Raw genomic sequence first — 17,777 nt, 5'->3', positions numbered from 1 at the left:
ATAATTTAATGGTAAACCGCAACAAAAGTAAAAAAATCCTCCTTCTCTATGTACTGATTTTTCTTGCTTTTGTGGTCTTTTTAAGTGTTATGCTTCTAACTGCCACAAAATCGCGCAATATGCCATCTTTATACACAGTAGAAAGTTCAAAAGCCCAGCGTGGCAGTATCATCAGTGCAGACGGTTTTCATATAGCTACAACCAAAAAACTCTATAAAGCAGTAGTCAACACCCGCTACATAGACCCTGATAAAAAAGAGTTGTTTATAAAACTTTTTAGTATCTACTCAGGGATGAGCCCTACGTCAATTAAAAAAAGGCTCGCTAAGCGCAGAGGTGTTGTTGTTCTGAGTTATGATGTCCCTCAAATCCAGGCACATTACTTAAAAACACTCGCTCGTGAGCTCAGACGTTTTAAAGTATTTTTGGAACTGAAAAACCCAAAAACAGGACTTCGTTCAGTCCATGGACTCAGCGTACTTGAGAGTGGTGAAAGCCGCGAGTACCCGTATGGAACACTGCTTACCCCAATCATAGGTTATCCGCATAAAATAGAAGAAGACGGCTACACATCCATCAGAGGTGTCAAAGGACTAGAAAAAAGATTTGATACAGAGCTCTCTCCTATTCAAGACGGATACAGCAGAGGAAAACGTGATGTCAACAGCTATATTATTTTAAATAAAGAGAGTTTTACCAAGCCAAAAATCAACGGTCTTGATATAAAACTCACCATTCCTGTTTCCTTTCAAATCAGAATAGAAAAAATGCTTGATGCGATGAAAAAAGAACTGCGTGCGAAAGAAGTGATGATAGCCATTATGGACTCTAAAAGAGGAGACGTTTATGCAATGGCAAGCTCAAACAGATACCTGCCAAAAGACATTAAACGCAGTGACTACTCTTCGCTCAACAGTTCAATGATAGAGTATAGTTTTGAGCCGGGGAGTGTTTTAAAACCCATAACTTTCGCATTGCTGTTAGAACATAAGCTTGTCAATCCTTATGATTTGGTGAACGGGCATAACGGGCGTTTTAAAATAGGAAGAAAAGTCATCACAGATGAACATAAATTTGACTGGCTCTCGGCTGAGAATGTTATAGTTTACTCTTCAAATGTCGGCATAGCACAACTTGCACAAAGACTCCCCGGGTATGATTTTCACAGAGGTCTCAAAAGTTTCGGTTTTTCCACTAAATCAACACCGGATTTAATTTATGAAAAGACAGGTTCCATTCCAAGTGCAAAACGGCTTGAAAATGAAATATACAAGGCAACCTGTGCTTACGGCTACGGAATTCGTGCAAATCTTATGCAGCTGCTTCGCGCTTACAGTGCTTTTAACAACAACGGTCGAATGGTAAAACCAAAACTAGTCAAGAGCTTTATAGATGAGCGCGGCAGCATAAAAGAACTCGGCTACGAAGAACCTGTTCAGGTCATAAAAAGTGCAACGGCTAAAAGAATGAATAAAATTCTACTTAAAACCGTCAATGAAGGAACTGGGAAAAAAGCCATTACAAAAGGGCTGCAAGTCGGAGGAAAAACAGGAACAGCTCATATAGTTGAAAAAGGACAGTATGTAAGTAAATACAACACCGCTTTTATGGGCTTTGCCAATGACAAAAAGCACAAATATACCATAGGTGTAATTGTAATACAGCCTAAGAAAAGCCAGTTTGCCGCCCAAACTGCCGTACCTGTCTTTAAAAAAGCTGTTGATATTATGATAGAAGAGGGATATTTAGAGCCAAATATTGTCAAGTAACCTTGTTTCGCCGACAATGACCTCGACGAGTATGATGCTGTTACCAATTTGCACTTCATCTATCACTTCAAAATCACGGCTTAGTACTTCTACATATTCTGTTTCCAATGGTGCTAAAATAGCATATATTTCCTCTTTGATTTTTTCTGTATTTAAAATATTTTTACTGATAAGTTTAGATGCTGCATATAAAGACTTTGGAATTTTCAATGCTTCTTTTCTTTGTTCTTTTGAAAGATAAACATTTCTACTGCTCAGTGCCAAACCGTCACTGTCGCGCACAATATCCACTGGTACAATTTCAACGCTCATAAAAAACTGTTTTACCATCAAACTTATAAGATTGAGCTGCTGTGCGTCTTTTTTTCCAAAGTAGGCCCTTGTAGGAGAGACAATATTGAGCAGTTTCATTACAACTCTCAAAACACCGCTGAAATGCCCCGGCCTTGTCGCTCCTTCAAGTACGTAGCCTCTTACATTGGGTGCGCAGATTTTTACTTCATCTTGACTGTATATTTCTTGTGCATTTGGAAAAAAGAGTATATCCACTCCTGCTAATTCGCATATTTTTTTATCGGCTTCATCTTTTGTTGGGTATTTGTCTAAATCTTCACCTGCCAAAAATTGCGTAGGATTGACAAAGATAGAAACCACCACCACTTCATTTTCTTCTTTGGCATGTTTTATAAGTGCAATGTGCCCTTCATGCAAAGCACCCATCGTAGGTACAAACCCCGCCGTTTTGTCAATATCTTTTAAATGTTGTTTTAACACCAAAGGATTTGATATAATCTTCATTTTAAGTCCCAATATAATATAATCGCAATTATAACAAATTTAACGCCGCTAAGTGATGGAACATGGATAATTACGAATACACAGAACTTTTAAAAAATATTGATATGAAAATGAAAAATATTACGGGTGTTGTCGAGCCGAAAAAAATTCAGACAAGACTCCAGGAGATTCAAGAACTGGAGAATGACCAGGATTTTTGGAACAACGCAGATTATGCAGCCAAAATACAAAAAGAAAAAACACAGCTGCAAAGAAAACTAGACAAATACAATACTGCAAAAAATGCTGTTGAAGATGCAAAAGAGCTTTATGATATGGCAAAAGAAGAAGATGACAGCGAATCCCTTGAGGCACTCTATGAAGATGCACCAAACCTGGAGAAACAAATTCGCGATATGGAAATCGAAGTCCTGCTAAGCGGTGAGACAGATGCTAATAATGCTATTTTATCCATTCATCCGGGTGCAGGGGGAACAGAGTCTCAAGACTGGGCGGAGATGCTGCTAAGAATGTATAAACGCTGGGCGGAAAGACGCGGTTTCAAAGTCGAAGTTTTAGATTATCAGGCGGGAGATGAAGCAGGCATTAAAGATGTTTCAGTACTTATAAAGGGTGAGAATGCCTATGGGTATCTCAAGGTTGAAAACGGCATTCACAGGCTTGTGAGAATCTCGCCCTTTGATTCCAATGCCAAACGTCATACCTCTTTTGCATCAGTTATGGTTTCTCCTGAAATTGATGATGATATTGACATTACTATAGAAGACAAAGACATACGCATAGACACCTACCGCTCAAGCGGTGCAGGCGGACAACATGTAAACAAAACTGAATCTGCAATTCGTTTGACGCACATAGAGACGGGCGTTGTCGTACAGTGCCAAAATGACAGAAGTCAGCACAAAAACAAAGCAACCGCTATGAAAATGCTCAAATCACGTTTGTATGAGCTAGAACTTGAAGAGCAAAAAGCCAAAGAAGCAGGTATCGCAAAAAGTGAAATAGGCTGGGGGCATCAAATACGCTCTTATGTTATGCAGCCCTATCAGCAGGTCAAAGATACAAGAAGTAATGAAGCTTACTCCAATGTTTCGGGCATCTTAGATGGAGATATTGACAATATGATAGAGGGTGTTTTAATAGCAATGAACCGCTCTTAACTCTCCTCTTTTTTTAAAAAGCTGAAGATTAAAAATAAAATTCCTAAAAGCATTGCAAAAATAGTGATATATTTCGCTCGTTGCTGCTGTGCGTTTGTTAACGACTTTGAGAAATGTGACATATCCGGTTTGGCTTTTTTTGCACTTTTAGAATGTCCTGCAACACTTGCTTCCATTCTTGCAACATTGGCTGCTGCTATTTCATTTTCACTCATACCCATTTTAGGTGCAGCCCAAAAATGCACAGCAAATCCGACGAGAAGCATTATTATCCCCAGTGACCTTAATATAATAATCTTATGTTTTAAAAAAAATTCCATCTTCTCTCTTTTCTTTTGCTATTTGTAAAGCAAATTATGTCAAAATCACGATATGAATCTACTTAAAGAATTTTTACTTGATGATAAATGCTCTTATCTTGAAGATAAAGAACAAACTACACACTATAAAGTAATTGACAATTGTAGTGCCAAGTCTTGTGAAAATCTTATCCAAAGAGGCTACAGACGTTTTGGCAAGATGTATTTCAGACCTATCTGTGCTACATGTAACGAATGTCAAAGTATTAAAATTGATGTAGAAAATTTTATATTTAGCAAATCTGCAAAAAGAGTAATGAACAAAGCAAAAAATATTCGTACCTTTATACGTACGCCGAGTGTTACACAAGAACATATTGATTTATTTGAGAAGTATCATCTATATATGCATGAAAAAAAGGATTGGAACTACTCAAAAACAACTCTGCAACACTACTATAACTCTTTTGTGACAGGACATGGTGATTTTGGCTATGAAGTACTTTATTATGATGAAGATAGATTAATTGCGGTAGATTTAATAGATATTTTAGAGAATGGAGTCTCTTCTATCTACTTTTATTATGACCATGATTATGCCAAGTATTCTTTAGGGAAATTATCTCTGTATCATCAGATAAAATTTGCAAAAAGTGCAAATAAAAAATGGATCTATTTGGGCTATTATGTAGAGGGCTGTCCTTCTCTCTCATATAAATCAGAGTACACTCCTTATGTCACCCTTCAAGGCAGACCAAATGAGCACGAAAAGTTTATATGGTCTTAGAGAGTTCTTTTTTCTGCTCTTGCCTAATCTCTAATTTTTTCTTTTGTACTTCTTGATTGAGTTGTTGTTCAAGTTTTTCCTGTTCAAGTTTATCATTTTTTCTGATTCTTCTAATTTTCTCTAATTCTCGTAATTTTTTACTGTTTAGCAAACTCTTTTTATACTCTTTTTTTGCTCTGAGTTTTTTGTCATTATCTAAATATTTCTGTATCAGTCCTGTTGCACTCACTTCATCGGAATGCGCAAAATAATAATCAATTATTTTATTTTTACTCTTTTTCTCATCAATAAGACCGGTATTGATTAACCGTGTAAAGAGCTTTGAATTTTCATTTTCAATTGCCAAATCCAAATTCCTTTTTGCAGATCTTACAAAAAAGTCATTTGTTTGCGAGAGTTTTCTCAACTTATTCAAATATTGCATTTTATTAGTATTTACACCCTCATCAAGTGCAAAACCCTCTTTTTTAAGCTTTTTGACATCAGCGACATACTCTTTAATCTTCTTTTTATAGACCTCATAGTCATCTATATTTTCTAGTTTTTGAATTTTATCCACATTGTTATATATAATATCGCCAAGGGTAGAGAAAGCTTTTGGATTTTGTGCATAAAGAGCAATATTTAGTAATAAAAACAGAAATATTTTGTACATTATTATAGCCTGATAAAAATTTTTATTATTATAACAGAATTTTGATTTTTAAAAGAAGAAAATGCACTCTTTCAAATGAGAGTGCATGGAGAGTAAAAGTTTATAACAAGGTTATTAACCGTTACGTTTTTTCTGAATTTCTTCAGCTACATTTCTTGGAACTTCTTCGTAATGATCAAATTCCATAGCGTAGGTAGCACGCCCTTGAGTTGCAGAACGAAGGTCAGTTGAATAACCGAACATTTCAGCAAGAGGAACGAAAGCATCAACAATTTTGTTTCCTGCTCTGTCACCCATATTGTTCACTTGTCCACGACGACGGTTAAGGTCACCGATAACATCACCCATATAATCTTCAGGAACTTCAACTTCAACTTTCATCATCGGCTCAAGTATTGCAGCGTCTGCTTTACGACAAGCTTCTTTGAATCCCATAGAAGCAGCAAGTTTAAATGCCATTTCGTTTGAATCCACATCATGGTAAGAACCGTCATAAAGTGTAACATCAACATCTTCCATTGGATATCCTGCAAGAACACCATTAGACATAGCCTCTTCACAACCTTTTTCAACAGCTGGAATATATTCTCTTGGAACAGATCCACCTTTGATTTCATTATGAAATACGAAACCTGTATCAGGCTCACCCGGTTTAACTTTCAAGAATACATGTCCAAATTGTCCACGTCCACCAGATTGTTTTGCGTATTTATATTCTTGATTTACTTCTTTTTTGATTGATTCACGGTAAGAAACCTGTGGAGCACCAACTTCTGCTTCAACTTTGAACTCACGCTTCATTCTATCAACAAGAATCTCAAGGTGTAACTCACCCATACCAGAAATAATAGTCTGACCTGTTTCATCATCAGTATGTACTCTAAATGATGGATCTTCTGCTGCTAGTTTTCCTAAAGCAATACCCATTTTTTCTTGGTCAGCTTTTGTTTTTGGCTCAACCGCAACAGAAATAACCGGCTCAGGGAAGTCCATTCTTTCTAATACAACTTTCTCAGCAGGATCACATAATGTATCACCTGTAGTCGTTGATTTAAGACCAACAACCGCACCAATTTCACCAGCGTAAATTTCTTTGATCTCTTCACGTTTGATAGCATGCATTTTTAAAATACGGCCGACACGCTCTTTTTTATCTTTTGTAGAGTTATGTACATAAGAACCTGATTCTAAAGAACCGCGGTATACACGAATAAAAGTAAGAACACCCACAAACGGGTCAGTCATAATTTTAAATGCCAATGATGCAAAAGGTCCGTTGTCAGTTGATTCAACAACAACTTCAACTTCTTCATCATCCATCATTGTTCCAGTAATCGGCGGTGCTTCTACAGGTGAAGGCAAATAATCAACAACAGCGTCAAGTAAAGTCTGAACACCTTTGTTTTTAAATGCAGTACCCGGAGTCATTGGAACAATAGCCATACCGATAGTTGCAGATTTTATAGCAGCTTTAATCTCTTCTTGTGAAATCTCTTCACCATCTAAGAATTTTTCCGCAAATTCATCATTTCCTTCAACTTCAGCTAAAGTCTCAAGCATTTTTTCTCTGTACTCATCAGAAATTTCTTGTAGTTCAGGACGAATCTCTTGCACATGGTAGTTAGAACCCATTGCAGCATCTTCATCCCATACAATTTCTTTCATCTGTACTAAGTCAACTACACCTTCGAATTTGTCTTCAGCACCGATAGGTAACTGAAAAGGCATTGGATTACCTTTAAGACGATCACGAATTTGACGCTCAACTTCATAGAAATCTGCACCAGTTCTATCCATTTTGTTAACAAAAACAATAGATGGAACTTTATAACGATTACGTTGTCTCCAAACAGTTTCTGATTGTGGTTGAACCCCACCAACAGCACAGAATACTGAAACAGCACCATCAAGTACACGCATAGAACGTTCAACTTCAATAGTAAAGTCAACGTGGCCCGGAGTATCGATGATATTTATCTGTTTTCCTTGCCATTCACAAGTTGTTGCAGCAGAAGTAATTGTAATACCACGTTCTTGCTCTTGTTCCATCCAGTCCATAGTAGCAGCACCATCATGAACCTCACCAATTTTATGCTCAACACCAGTATAGAAAAGAATTCTTTCTGTTGTTGTTGTTTTACCCGCATCAATGTGAGCAGCAATACCGATGTTTCTTACATCTTCTAATTTATGACTTCTTGGCATATGTTATCCTATTACCATCTATAATGAGCAAATGCTTTATTAGCTTCTGCCATTTTATAAGTATCTTCTTTTTTCTTAAATGCTGAACCTTTATCTGATGCAGCATCCATAAATTCATTTGCCAATCTCTCAGCCATAGTTCTTTCATTACGTTTACGAGCTGCATCAACCAACCATCTAATAGCAAGAGATTGTTGACGCACAGGGCGTACTTCTACTGGAACTTGATAAGTAGCACCACCAACACGGCGACTTTTAACCTCTATTATAGGTTTGATATTCTCAATAGCTTCATTAAATGTATCTATTCCTGATTTTTCTCCACGAGAACCAATGATATCCATTGCACTGTAGATGATTTTTTCAGCTGTAGATTTCTTACCATCTAACATGATTTTGTTTATAAATTTCGTTAAAATTTTGCTTCCATAAACTGGGTCTGGCATAATTTCACGAACGGGAGCTTTTCTTCTTCTCATTTGTAATTTTCCTTACTTCAATTTGTATTCTTCAAATTTACTCAAAATTAACCACTAAAGGTCAATCCTGTAGCTATTGAATATATAATAGGCTATATCGCTTAACTATTTCAAAACGAAACTAGTTTCGTGGGCTTTCTGCCGAAGAAAACCAAGCGTTAGCGTAGTAAAACGGGCTTTTGCTCGTTTTGCGTACTAATAAATGTTTTGGATCCTAAAAATAGGAACTATTTTTTAGGTTTCTTTGTTCCGTATTTTGATCTTGCAACAGTTCTGTTTGCAACACCAGCAGTATCAAGTGCACCACGAACAATGTGATACTTCACACCAGGTAAATCTTTAATACGACCGCCACGTACAAGTACGATTGAGTGTTCTTGAAGGTTGTGACCTTCACCACCGATATATGAAATAACTTCAAAACCTGAAGTTAATCTAACTTTAGCAACTTTTCTTAAAGCCGAGTTAGGTTTTTTAGGTGTAGTTGTGTAAACACGTGTACATACACCACGACGCTGTGGACATGAGTCAAGAGCCGGTGATTTTGATTTTTTAATCACACGTTTACGCTCTTTACGAATCAATTGATTGATTGTAGGCATACAATTCCTTTTTACTTAAATTTTTCCAGTAGAATAAAACTCACTAAAAATTTTAGAGAGTTATAGACACGAAATAATACAGAATTTGTAATTAAAGTTAGCTTATTTTAAGAATGAATTAATTTTTATAAATTAGAGTGAGAAAAAATGTTGGGGGAAAGTGAAGAGATGTTACTCTTCTTCACTTACAAATTCTAGTTCTTGATCTTTATAGATACCAGTTCCAACAGGAATAGTACGACCGATAATAACATTTTCTTTTAAGTTTTCAAGATTATCAACTTTTGCTGAAACTGCAGCTTCTGTTAATACTTTTGTCGTATCTTGGAATGATGCAGCTGAGATAATAGAGTCAGCTGAAACTGCCGCACATGTAATACCGACCAAGAATGGTTCAGCAATTGCAGGACGACCGCCAAGACGAATGATTTTTTCATTTTCTTGCGCAAATTTTACTTTAGAAACCAAATCACCTTCAATAAACTTAGTATCACCGGATTTTACAATTTTTACTTGACGTAACATCTGTGTAAAGATTACCTCAATATGTTTATCGGCAATATTAACCCCTTGAGAGCGATATACTTGCTGTACTTCAGAAACAAGATAATTATAAAGTGCTTTGACACCCATAATACGTAAAAGCTCATGTGAAGATAAGATACCGGTCGTGAGTCTCTCCCCTGCGTGAACAAAATCGCCAGGATTTACAACAGGCTCATGTGATTTATCTACAAAGTACTCTTTTACTATACCATTATCTGCGTTACTTACAATAATTCTTACTTTACCGCGTAAAGGCTTACCGAAACTCACTACACCGTCAATCTCAGAAATCAGTGCAGTAGCTTTAGGACGACGACCTTCAAAAAGCTCAGATACACGTGGAAGACCCCCTGTAATATCTGATGATTTCTGTAATGCTTTTGGTGTTTTTGCCAAGATGTCAGCAATTTTTACTTCAGCACCGTCTGCAACAAATACAGATGATTTCGGCTCAACCGCATAGCGTAAAAGCTCACCGTCTTCTGTTGCAAGTACGATTGCAGGCTTATACTCTGAAGATATGTGGTCATTAATCATAAGACGTGTTTTACCTGTCAACTCATCAAGCTGTTCACTTGCAGTTGTACCGACAATAATGTCTTCATATTTTACAACACCGTTTGCCTCAGAGATAATTGGATTAGAATATGGATCCCATTCAGCTATTACAACTGATTCATCTGATGAAGGTTTTGCAATAACTATATCTCTGTCAACGCTTTCATTATCATCTGTAACAATAACTGAACCACGCGCGATATAGTGACGAACACCCTCACGATTGTTTGCATCAATTACAGCTGCAAAAAGGCCTTTTTCTACAACTTCATACCCTGATTTTAATCCTTCAAATCTCTCTAGGTAATCACCTTTGAGCAAGAAGTACTTCACAGTACCTTCTTCTTTTGCAAGAATTTTTTTCGTAACCGGTGCACCGTCATCAACTAATAGTTCTGATGCATATGGAATACGACTCGGTACGTTCCATCCGTCTTTGATTGTTTCAACAATAGAATCTAATGATTCTACATGCTCACCGTTTTTATGCGGGAAGTAGTATTTTCCTTCAATCTGTCCGCTTACACCTGCAAGCTCATTCGGTTTTGCTATTTCCATTTTACGTAATGAATAGCGTACTGTTTCTTCATCAGATTTCACGCTTATAATCACTTCATCATGAATCGTTTGAATCTCAATAGTTCCGGCAAACGGTGCTTTTATCTTCGGCTCAACTAATAATACACCCGCATTACGACGGTTTGCAACAATGTTTTTACCTTCTTTGTTTTTATAAGTTTTCAAATTATAATAACGGATAAAACCTTCTTTTTCTGCAATTACCTGACGCTCTTGTGCAGTAGATGATGCCGTTCCACCGACGTGGAATGTTCTAAGAGTTAGCTGTGTACCAGGCTCACCGATTGACTGAGCCGCAACAATTCCGACTGCTTCACCAGGACGAACAATATGACCGGTTGCAAGGTTCACACCATAACATAAGGCACATACACCCTCTTGGCTTTTACATGTAGTCGGTGTTCTGATTACTGCTGTTTTAATACCTGATTCAGCAATTACTTTTGCAGAAACTTCATCTAAAAGTGTTCCTTCCGCATAAAGAATTTCATTTGAAATCGGGTCAATAACATCATCAGCAAGAACACGTCCGTTGAGTCTGTCTTCCAATGATTCGATCAATGTATTTTGATCCTGAATATCAGAAATTTCAATACCTTCGTGCGTATGGCAATCATGCTCAACAATTTTTACATTTTGTGCAACATCAACAAGTTTACGAGTCAAATAACCCGCATTTGCTGTTTTAAGTGCTGTATCGGCAAGACCTTTACGCGCACCGTGTGTTGAAATGAAGTACTCGATTACGTTCAGACCCTCTTTAAAGTTAGAGATAATCGGTGTTTCAATAATATCACCAGAAGGTTTTGCCATAAGACCACGCATACCTGCAAGCTGGCGAATTTGTGCTGCAGAACCACGAGCCCCGGAATCAGCCATCATATGAATAGAGTTAAATCCGTCTTTATCAGTCTGAACAAGCTGCATCATCTCTGCTGCAAGTGTATTATTTGTATCTGTCCAAACATCAATAATTTTATTGTATCTTTCTTGCTCAGTTAAAAGTCCGGCTTCAAATTGTTTTTGAATTTCAATAACTCTTGCTTTACTCTCAGCAATTTTTGCAGGTTTCATATCCGGCACACGAATATCATCAGCTGAAATTGAAACACCGGCTTCTGTCGCATGTTTGAAACCTAAATCTTTGAGACGGTCTAGGAAAGATGCTGTAACACCGATACCACCATGTTTTTGCACGTAATCAACAATTTCATTAATCACTTTTTTCTTCATAACTTTGTTCCAAAGCTCAGCCGGAACAAAATCTGGCAGGATTGCTTTAATAAGTAAACGTCCCGCAGTTGTATGAATAATACGTCCATCAACACGTGTTCTTACTTTTGCATGTAAATCAAGTGCATTATGCTCTAATGCAATTCTGATCTCATCTACATTTGCGAAAAGTTTATTAGAACCTTTAACACCGGTTTTCTCTAATGATATATAATAGATACCAAGTACCATATCCTGAGAAGGTGTCGCAATAGCTTTACCAGATGCTGGAAGTAAGATATTCATAGATGCGAGCATCAATACCTTTGCTTCAGCAATTGCTGCTGATGAAAGCGGCACGTGAACAGCCATTTGATCCCCATCGAAATCGGCATTAAATGCCGCACAAACTAACGGGTGAAGCTGAATAGCCTTACCGTCAATAAGTTTAGGGTGAAACGCTTGAATAGAAAGTTTGTGAAGTGTCGGTGCACGGTTAAGCATAATTGGATACCCGTCAACGATCTCAGCAAGACATTCCCATACTTCATTTGTTTTGTCTTCTATCATTTTTTTGGCAGCTTTAACAGTTGTTGCATACCCTTTATCTTCAAGTTTTGCAATCAAATGCGGCTTAAAGAGCTCTAGAGCCATTTTTTTAGGTAATCCACACTCATCCATTCTTAAAGATGGTCCAACAACAATTACAGAACGCCCAGAGAAGTCAACACGCTTACCAAGTAAGTTTTGACGGAAACGTCCCTGCTTCCCTTTGATAATTTCACTTAAAGATTTAAGTGGACGTTTATTTGCACCTTTAACTGCGTTTGCACGACGACCATTATCAAAAAGTGCATCAACAGACTCTTGCAACATACGCTTTTCATTTCTTACAATAATCTCAGGTGCTTCAAGCTCAACAAGACGCTTGAGACGTTGATTACGGTTAATTACACGACGATATAAATCATTTACATCAGATACAGCAAATTTACCGCCGTCAAGGCTTACAAGTGGACGTAAATCCGGTGGAAGTACTGGTAAAACAGTCAACATCATCCAAGCAGGATTGTTTCCTGAATTTAAAAATGACTCAATAACTTTTAAACGCTTATTGATTGTTTTCTTTTTCGCTTCAGATTTCGTTTCACCGATAGCTTCTTTTAAGTTCGTAAACAGATCAACCAAATCAATAGAATCAAGTAAATCACGGATTACTTCACCACCCATACGAGCTTTAAAGCCTAATTCACCAAATCTCTGAACAAGTGTACGGTACTGCTCTTCATTTAAAACATCATATTTAAGTACAGGAGTTTTTGCTTCAGCATCATAATATGCCTCACCGCCGCTCTCTACAATATATGCTTCATAATAAAGTACACGTTCTAAATCTTTCATTTTGATACCAAGGAGTGTACCGATTCTTGAAGGAAGTGAACTTACATACCAAATATGTGCTACTGGTGTTACAAGTTCAATATGCCCCATACGAGTACGGCGAACTTTTGTAGATGTTACTTCAACACCACATTTTTCACATACAACACCCTTATAACGCATCTTTTTATATTTACCGCAAAGACACTCGTAATCTCTTACAGGTCCGAATATTTTTGCACAAAACAGTCCATCACGCTCCGGCTTCAAAGTACGATAATTGATAGTTTCAGGTTTTTTAACTTCACCGTGACTCCAAGACATAACCTTTTCAGGTGATGCCAAACGGAATTGTAGTTGTTTAATATCTTTTGGTCTACACTCTTCTGTTACTTCTACTGGTACTAATTTACTCATCGTCTTCTACCTCGTCCATAATCTCTACATCAAGAGCCAATGCTTGAAGCTCTTTTGTTAATACAAATAGTGTTTCAGGAATACCAGATTCTGGTACTAACTCACCTTTTGTAAGTGCTTTATACGCACGTACACGACCATCAACATCATCTGATTTGATAGTCAACATCTCTTTTAGAACTGCTGATGCTCCATATGCTTCAAGAGCCCAGACTTCCATCTCACCAAATCTTTGTCCACCAAAGAGTGCTTTACCGCCGACCGGTTGTTGTGTAACAAGTGAATATGGTCCTGTTGAACGTGCGTGAATTTTTTCATCAACCAAGTGGTGCAGTTTCAAGATATACATGTAACCGACATTTACACGCTCTTTCATCTTCTCACCCGTTTTTCCATCATATAAAACGCGTTTACCGTCACTGTCCATTTTTGCCAGTTCATAAAGTTTTTCAAACTCTTTTGCATCTGTACCTTCAAAAATAGGTGTTGCGAATTTCACACCTTTTGACCAGTCTCTTGCATATTTTAAGAAAGTCTCATCATCCATTTCACCGATTACTTTGCTTGCATGCATCATTCCTGCTACATCTGCTATTTCAATCATTTTTGCACGAAGATCATCTATAAAATCTTTTTGTTTTGCTTCAAACTGCTCTTGAATCTGGTTTCCAAGCTCACGTCCTGCCATACCAAGGTGCATCTCCAAAATCTGACCGATATTCATACGAGAAGGTACACCAAGCGGATTCAGACACACATCAACACTACGTCCGTCTTCCATATACGGCATATCAACTTCCGGAACAATATTTGAAACGATACCTTTATTTCCGTGACGACCTGCCATTTTATCACCGACTTTGAGGTGACGTTTTGTAGCGATGTAAATTTTTACATACTTCACTACACCGTTTGGTAAGATGTCATCTTTTTCTAAAATCGTTAATTTTTCTTCATGCTCATCTCTAAAAATTCTTTTTTGCTTTTGGAAATGATTTTTCGTTTTGTTGTACTCATCCTGTATCTCTTGTGAAAAAGATTTAACAATCGCATTCATAGCAAAACGATTCACTTCTTTTAAATCATCTCCATTAATTGTGTCTCCTGCTTTATACTCAGTATCACCTATTTTAATGTCACTTTGCAATGGTTCACGAGTTAAAAGTTTTGTAACACGAAGCATCTCTTCTTTATCAATCATGATAAGTCTGTCATAATGCTCACGCTCTAAATAATCTCTCTCTTCTTTTTCAAGTTCCAATGCACGAGGATCTTTGTCATAGCCTTTTTTCGTAAATACTTTAATATCTACAACAACACCCTCCATCGACGGTGGGCAGTAGAGTGATTTATTGACAACATGTCCGGCTTTTTCACCAAAAATTGCACGTAAAAGACGCTCTTCAGGAGTTGGCTTCACTTCACCTTTTGGAGAAACTTTCCCTACTAAAATCATACCTCCACTCACAGTTGTACCGATTTTAACAATACCGCTTTCATCTAAATGAGCCAATTCATCATCACGCACATTTGGAATGTCACGAGTAATCTCTTCGACACCGTGTTTAAGTTCACGTGCTTCGACTTCTTTTTCATAAATATGTACTGAAGTAAATGCATCTTGGCGAATTAAACGCTCTGAGATAACAATCGCATCCTCAAAGTTGTATCCATTCCATGGCATAAAGGCAACCATAGCATTTACACCGAGTGCAAGTTCCCCCTGATCCATATTCGGACCATCAGCAATTATTTGACCTTTTTCTACCATTTCTCCGATTTTTACAATCGGTTTTTGTGTAAATGATGTATTTTGGTTGGTACGAAGATTTTTTTGTAATGGATAGTAATCGATAAAAATTTCTCCATCTTCTTCACCCATTACATAGATGTGTTTTCCGTCAACTTTTTCTATTTTACCTGCACGTTTTGCTTTTACACACTCCCATGCATCACGGGCAACAAGTTTTTCAATACCTGTTCCAACCATTGGAGCATTTGCACGTAAAAGAGGGACAGCCTGACGCTGCATATTTGATCCCATAAGTGCACGGTTGGCATCATCATGTTCCAAGAATGGAATAAGAGAAGCTGCCACACCGATAACCATTTGAGAAGAAAGGTCAGCATATTCACACTCTTTTGGATCTCTTAAAAGAATTTCACCATCTTGTCTTACAGCAATCAAGTCTTCAATAAACTGACCATTTTCATCAAGTTTATTTGAAGCAGCAGCAATCATTTTGCCCTCTTCCTGCGTTGCAGTCAGGTAAACAATTTCATGTGTAACTTTTCCATCTTTCATAACTTTGTATGGTGCTTCAATGAAACCATGCTCATTTACTTTTGCATACATTGCAAGTGTATTGATAAGACCGATATTTTGACCCTCTGGAGTCTCAACCGGGCATATTCTACCATAGTGAGTAGGGTGAACATCCCGCACTTCAAAGCCGGCTCTCTCTTTAACAAGACCACCTTCACCGAGTGCTGAAAGACGACGTTTGTGGGTTACCTCAGAGAGCGGATTCGTTTGATCCATAAACTGAGAAAGCTGTCCACCGGAAAAGAATTCCATAATTGTAGACGTAATCATTTTTGAGTTAATCAAATCATGCGGCATAAGCTCATTCATCGGTCCACTCATAGTAGAGAGTTTGTCACGAATCGCTTTTTGCATTTTTACAAGACCATTGTGTAACTCGTTTCCTAAAAGCTCACCGATAGAACGAATACGACGGTTACCTAAGTGATCTCTGTCATCTAAGTGCCCCTGACCGTTTTTAACTTTTATAACATATTTCACAGATTCAATAATATCTTCATGTGTTAAAACTGTTACATATTCCGGAATATTCATTCCTAACTTATGATTCATTTTCATACGACCAACCTGAGTCAAATCATATCTTTCAGGATCAAAGAAAAGTTGATTTACAAATATTTTTGCAGCCTCTTTTGTAACAGGCTCACCCGGACGCATAACTTTATATATACGAATCGCAGCTAAGTCGTTTTCATCTTCAATTTCTTCTGTTTGCTTTAAAAGTTTGAGTGAATCTGCATCAGCATTGAATGCATTGATTATAGAACTGTCAACACCTTCTGCTATATCATTTGCGATTTTAAACTCAGTGACACCAATTTCAGCCATTTTCTTTAATTTAGTCTCATCGATATGAGTCATTGTATCAAAAAGAACTTCACCGGTTTCAGGGTCAATAATCGATTCAGCAAGATATCTTTCTAAAAGTATTTCTAGTGGATATTGAACTTCTTTTACACCGTCATCTAAAAGCTTTTGTGCTTTTTTAGATGAGAGTCTTTTTCCTGAAGATACTAGTACTTTGTCATTCATATCAATCAAATCATAAGAGATACGTGACGCATAATCTTTAGGGTTGAAATCTATAGAGAACATATTATCATGTATTTTTATTGTCTGAATTGGGTAAAACAGTTTTAAAATATCTTGTTTAGAATAGCCTAAAGCACGGAACATTATTGTTACAGGCACTTTACGGCGTTTGTTAATTCTCATGTAAAGAATATCTTTAGGATCATATTCAAAATACAACCATGAACCGCGGTCTGGAATGATTTGACCAGTATAGATCAGTTTATTTCCTGCTGTAGAAGATTCTTCTTCTTTGAAAATAACACCCGGTGAGCGGTGAAGTTGATTTACAACAACACGTTCAACACCATTGATTATAAATGATGTTCTTTCTGTCATTAATGGAATATCACGAACAAATATACTTTGTTCCTTAATATCTGCTACACCAAGCTTTTCTTTTGTATTTTCATCTCTTTCCCATAAGATAAGACGAGTTTTCATTCTAAGACTTACTGCATATGTAAGCCCTCTCTCCATACACTCACGAACTGTATATTTTGGATTTGTTACTTCTGACTCAATATACTCAACAGTTAACCTGTTTTGTGCATCATGAATAGGAAATACTGATTGAAATACTTTTTCAATACCGCTTTGGCTTCTGTTTTTTGCATGTAACATCAAAAATGTGTCATATGAACTTTGTTGCAGTTGGAGTAAATTTGGTACTTCAATTTCTTGAGGAGTTTTAGAGAAGTCTACACGAAGACGGTTTCCGGAATATAAAGTGTTTAACATAGGCTACCTCGATAAGTTGTTAATTAGGGCTAAATTTAAGTATTTAGCGGATCATATCTAGACGTCTCTAGATAGATAGGGTCACTCTTACAATAAGAGATTTTTTATAGTGCTTATAAACGACATAAGGGCACTTTAGCCAAGAGAGTCTTTTCTCTTCGCTAAAGCGCCCAAAAAAAGGAGGGACAAAGCC

At 37.1% G+C, this 17,777-nt stretch carries 11 protein-coding genes; 3 read left to right on the top strand and 8 right to left on the bottom strand.

Annotated elements, in window-relative coordinates; translation table 11 throughout:
• The first annotated feature begins 8 nt into the window (after positions 1-8).
• Positions 9-1,769, top strand: a complete 1,761-nt coding sequence (locus tag SAUT_RS01660; protein WP_013326133.1) for a peptidoglycan D,D-transpeptidase FtsI family protein — start codon at positions 9-11, stop codon at positions 1,767-1,769.
• Here the strand turns inward: SAUT_RS01660 and panC are convergent.
• The gene (gene panC, locus SAUT_RS01655) at positions 1,746-2,567 is read right to left on the bottom strand and encodes a pantoate--beta-alanine ligase (protein WP_013326132.1); all 822 of its coding nucleotides are present in this window, start codon (positions 2,565-2,567) and stop codon (positions 1,746-1,748) included. The two genes, SAUT_RS01660 and panC, sit on opposite strands and share 24 nt — an antisense overlap.
• A 62-nt stretch (positions 2,568-2,629) precedes the next feature.
• On the opposite strand from panC, the gene prfB reads away from it, so the two are divergent.
• Complete coding sequence (gene prfB / locus SAUT_RS01650) at positions 2,630-3,727, top strand: peptide chain release factor 2 (RefSeq protein WP_013326131.1); 1,098 nt, start codon at positions 2,630-2,632, stop codon at positions 3,725-3,727.
• Here prfB and SAUT_RS01645 read toward each other — a convergent pair.
• Complete coding sequence (locus tag SAUT_RS01645; protein WP_013326130.1) at positions 3,724-4,047, bottom strand: hypothetical protein; 324 nt, start codon at positions 4,045-4,047, stop codon at positions 3,724-3,726. The two genes, prfB and SAUT_RS01645, sit on opposite strands and share 4 nt — an antisense overlap.
• Positions 4,048-4,099: 52 nt before the next feature.
• Here SAUT_RS01645 and SAUT_RS01640 point away from each other — a divergent pair, with 52 nt between their 5' ends.
• The gene (locus SAUT_RS01640) at positions 4,100-4,813 is read left to right on the top strand and encodes an arginyltransferase (protein ID WP_013326129.1); all 714 of its coding nucleotides are present in this window, start codon (positions 4,100-4,102) and stop codon (positions 4,811-4,813) included.
• On the opposite strand, the gene SAUT_RS01635 is transcribed toward SAUT_RS01640, so the two are convergent.
• The 6 genes from SAUT_RS01635 to rpoB all read right to left on the bottom strand — a co-directional run bounded on the left by SAUT_RS01635 (position 4,800) and on the right by rpoB (position 17,584).
• Positions 4,800-5,468 carry a hypothetical protein gene (locus tag SAUT_RS01635; RefSeq protein ID WP_013326128.1) on the bottom strand — a complete coding sequence of 223 codons (669 nt, stop codon included), beginning with the start codon at positions 5,466-5,468 and terminating at the stop codon, positions 4,800-4,802. The two genes, SAUT_RS01640 and SAUT_RS01635, sit on opposite strands and share 14 nt — an antisense overlap.
• A gap of 114 nt (positions 5,469-5,582) precedes the next feature.
• On the bottom strand, positions 5,583-7,673 hold the full coding sequence (gene fusA / locus SAUT_RS01630; protein ID WP_013326127.1) for an elongation factor G: 2,091 nt from the start codon (positions 7,671-7,673) through the stop codon (positions 5,583-5,585).
• A gap of 11 nt (positions 7,674-7,684) precedes the next feature.
• Positions 7,685-8,152 (bottom strand): 30S ribosomal protein S7, encoded by a 468-nt coding sequence (gene rpsG, locus SAUT_RS01625; RefSeq protein ID WP_013326126.1) that lies wholly within the window; start codon positions 8,150-8,152, stop codon positions 7,685-7,687.
• A 227-nt stretch (positions 8,153-8,379) separates the two neighbouring features.
• Entirely contained in the window at positions 8,380-8,754 is a 375-nt protein-coding gene (gene rpsL, locus SAUT_RS01620) for a 30S ribosomal protein S12 (RefSeq protein ID WP_013326125.1), read from the bottom strand.
• 171 nt (positions 8,755-8,925) lie between these two features.
• Positions 8,926-13,446, bottom strand: a complete 4,521-nt coding sequence (gene rpoC / locus SAUT_RS01615) for a DNA-directed RNA polymerase subunit beta' (protein ID WP_013326124.1) — start codon at positions 13,444-13,446, stop codon at positions 8,926-8,928.
• Complete coding sequence (gene rpoB, locus SAUT_RS01610; protein ID WP_013326123.1) at positions 13,439-17,584, bottom strand: DNA-directed RNA polymerase subunit beta; 4,146 nt, start codon at positions 17,582-17,584, stop codon at positions 13,439-13,441. Before rpoB ends, rpoC begins: the two co-directional genes overlap by 8 nt.
• Between the last annotated feature and the right edge of the window lie 193 nt (positions 17,585-17,777).

Origin of the sequence: Sulfurimonas autotrophica DSM 16294 (assembly GCF_000147355.1) — a bacterium.
Taxonomy (GTDB): Bacteria; Campylobacterota; Campylobacteria; order Campylobacterales; family Sulfurimonadaceae; genus Sulfurimonas; species Sulfurimonas autotrophica.
This window is presented reverse-complemented; position numbering and strand designations above follow the sequence as displayed.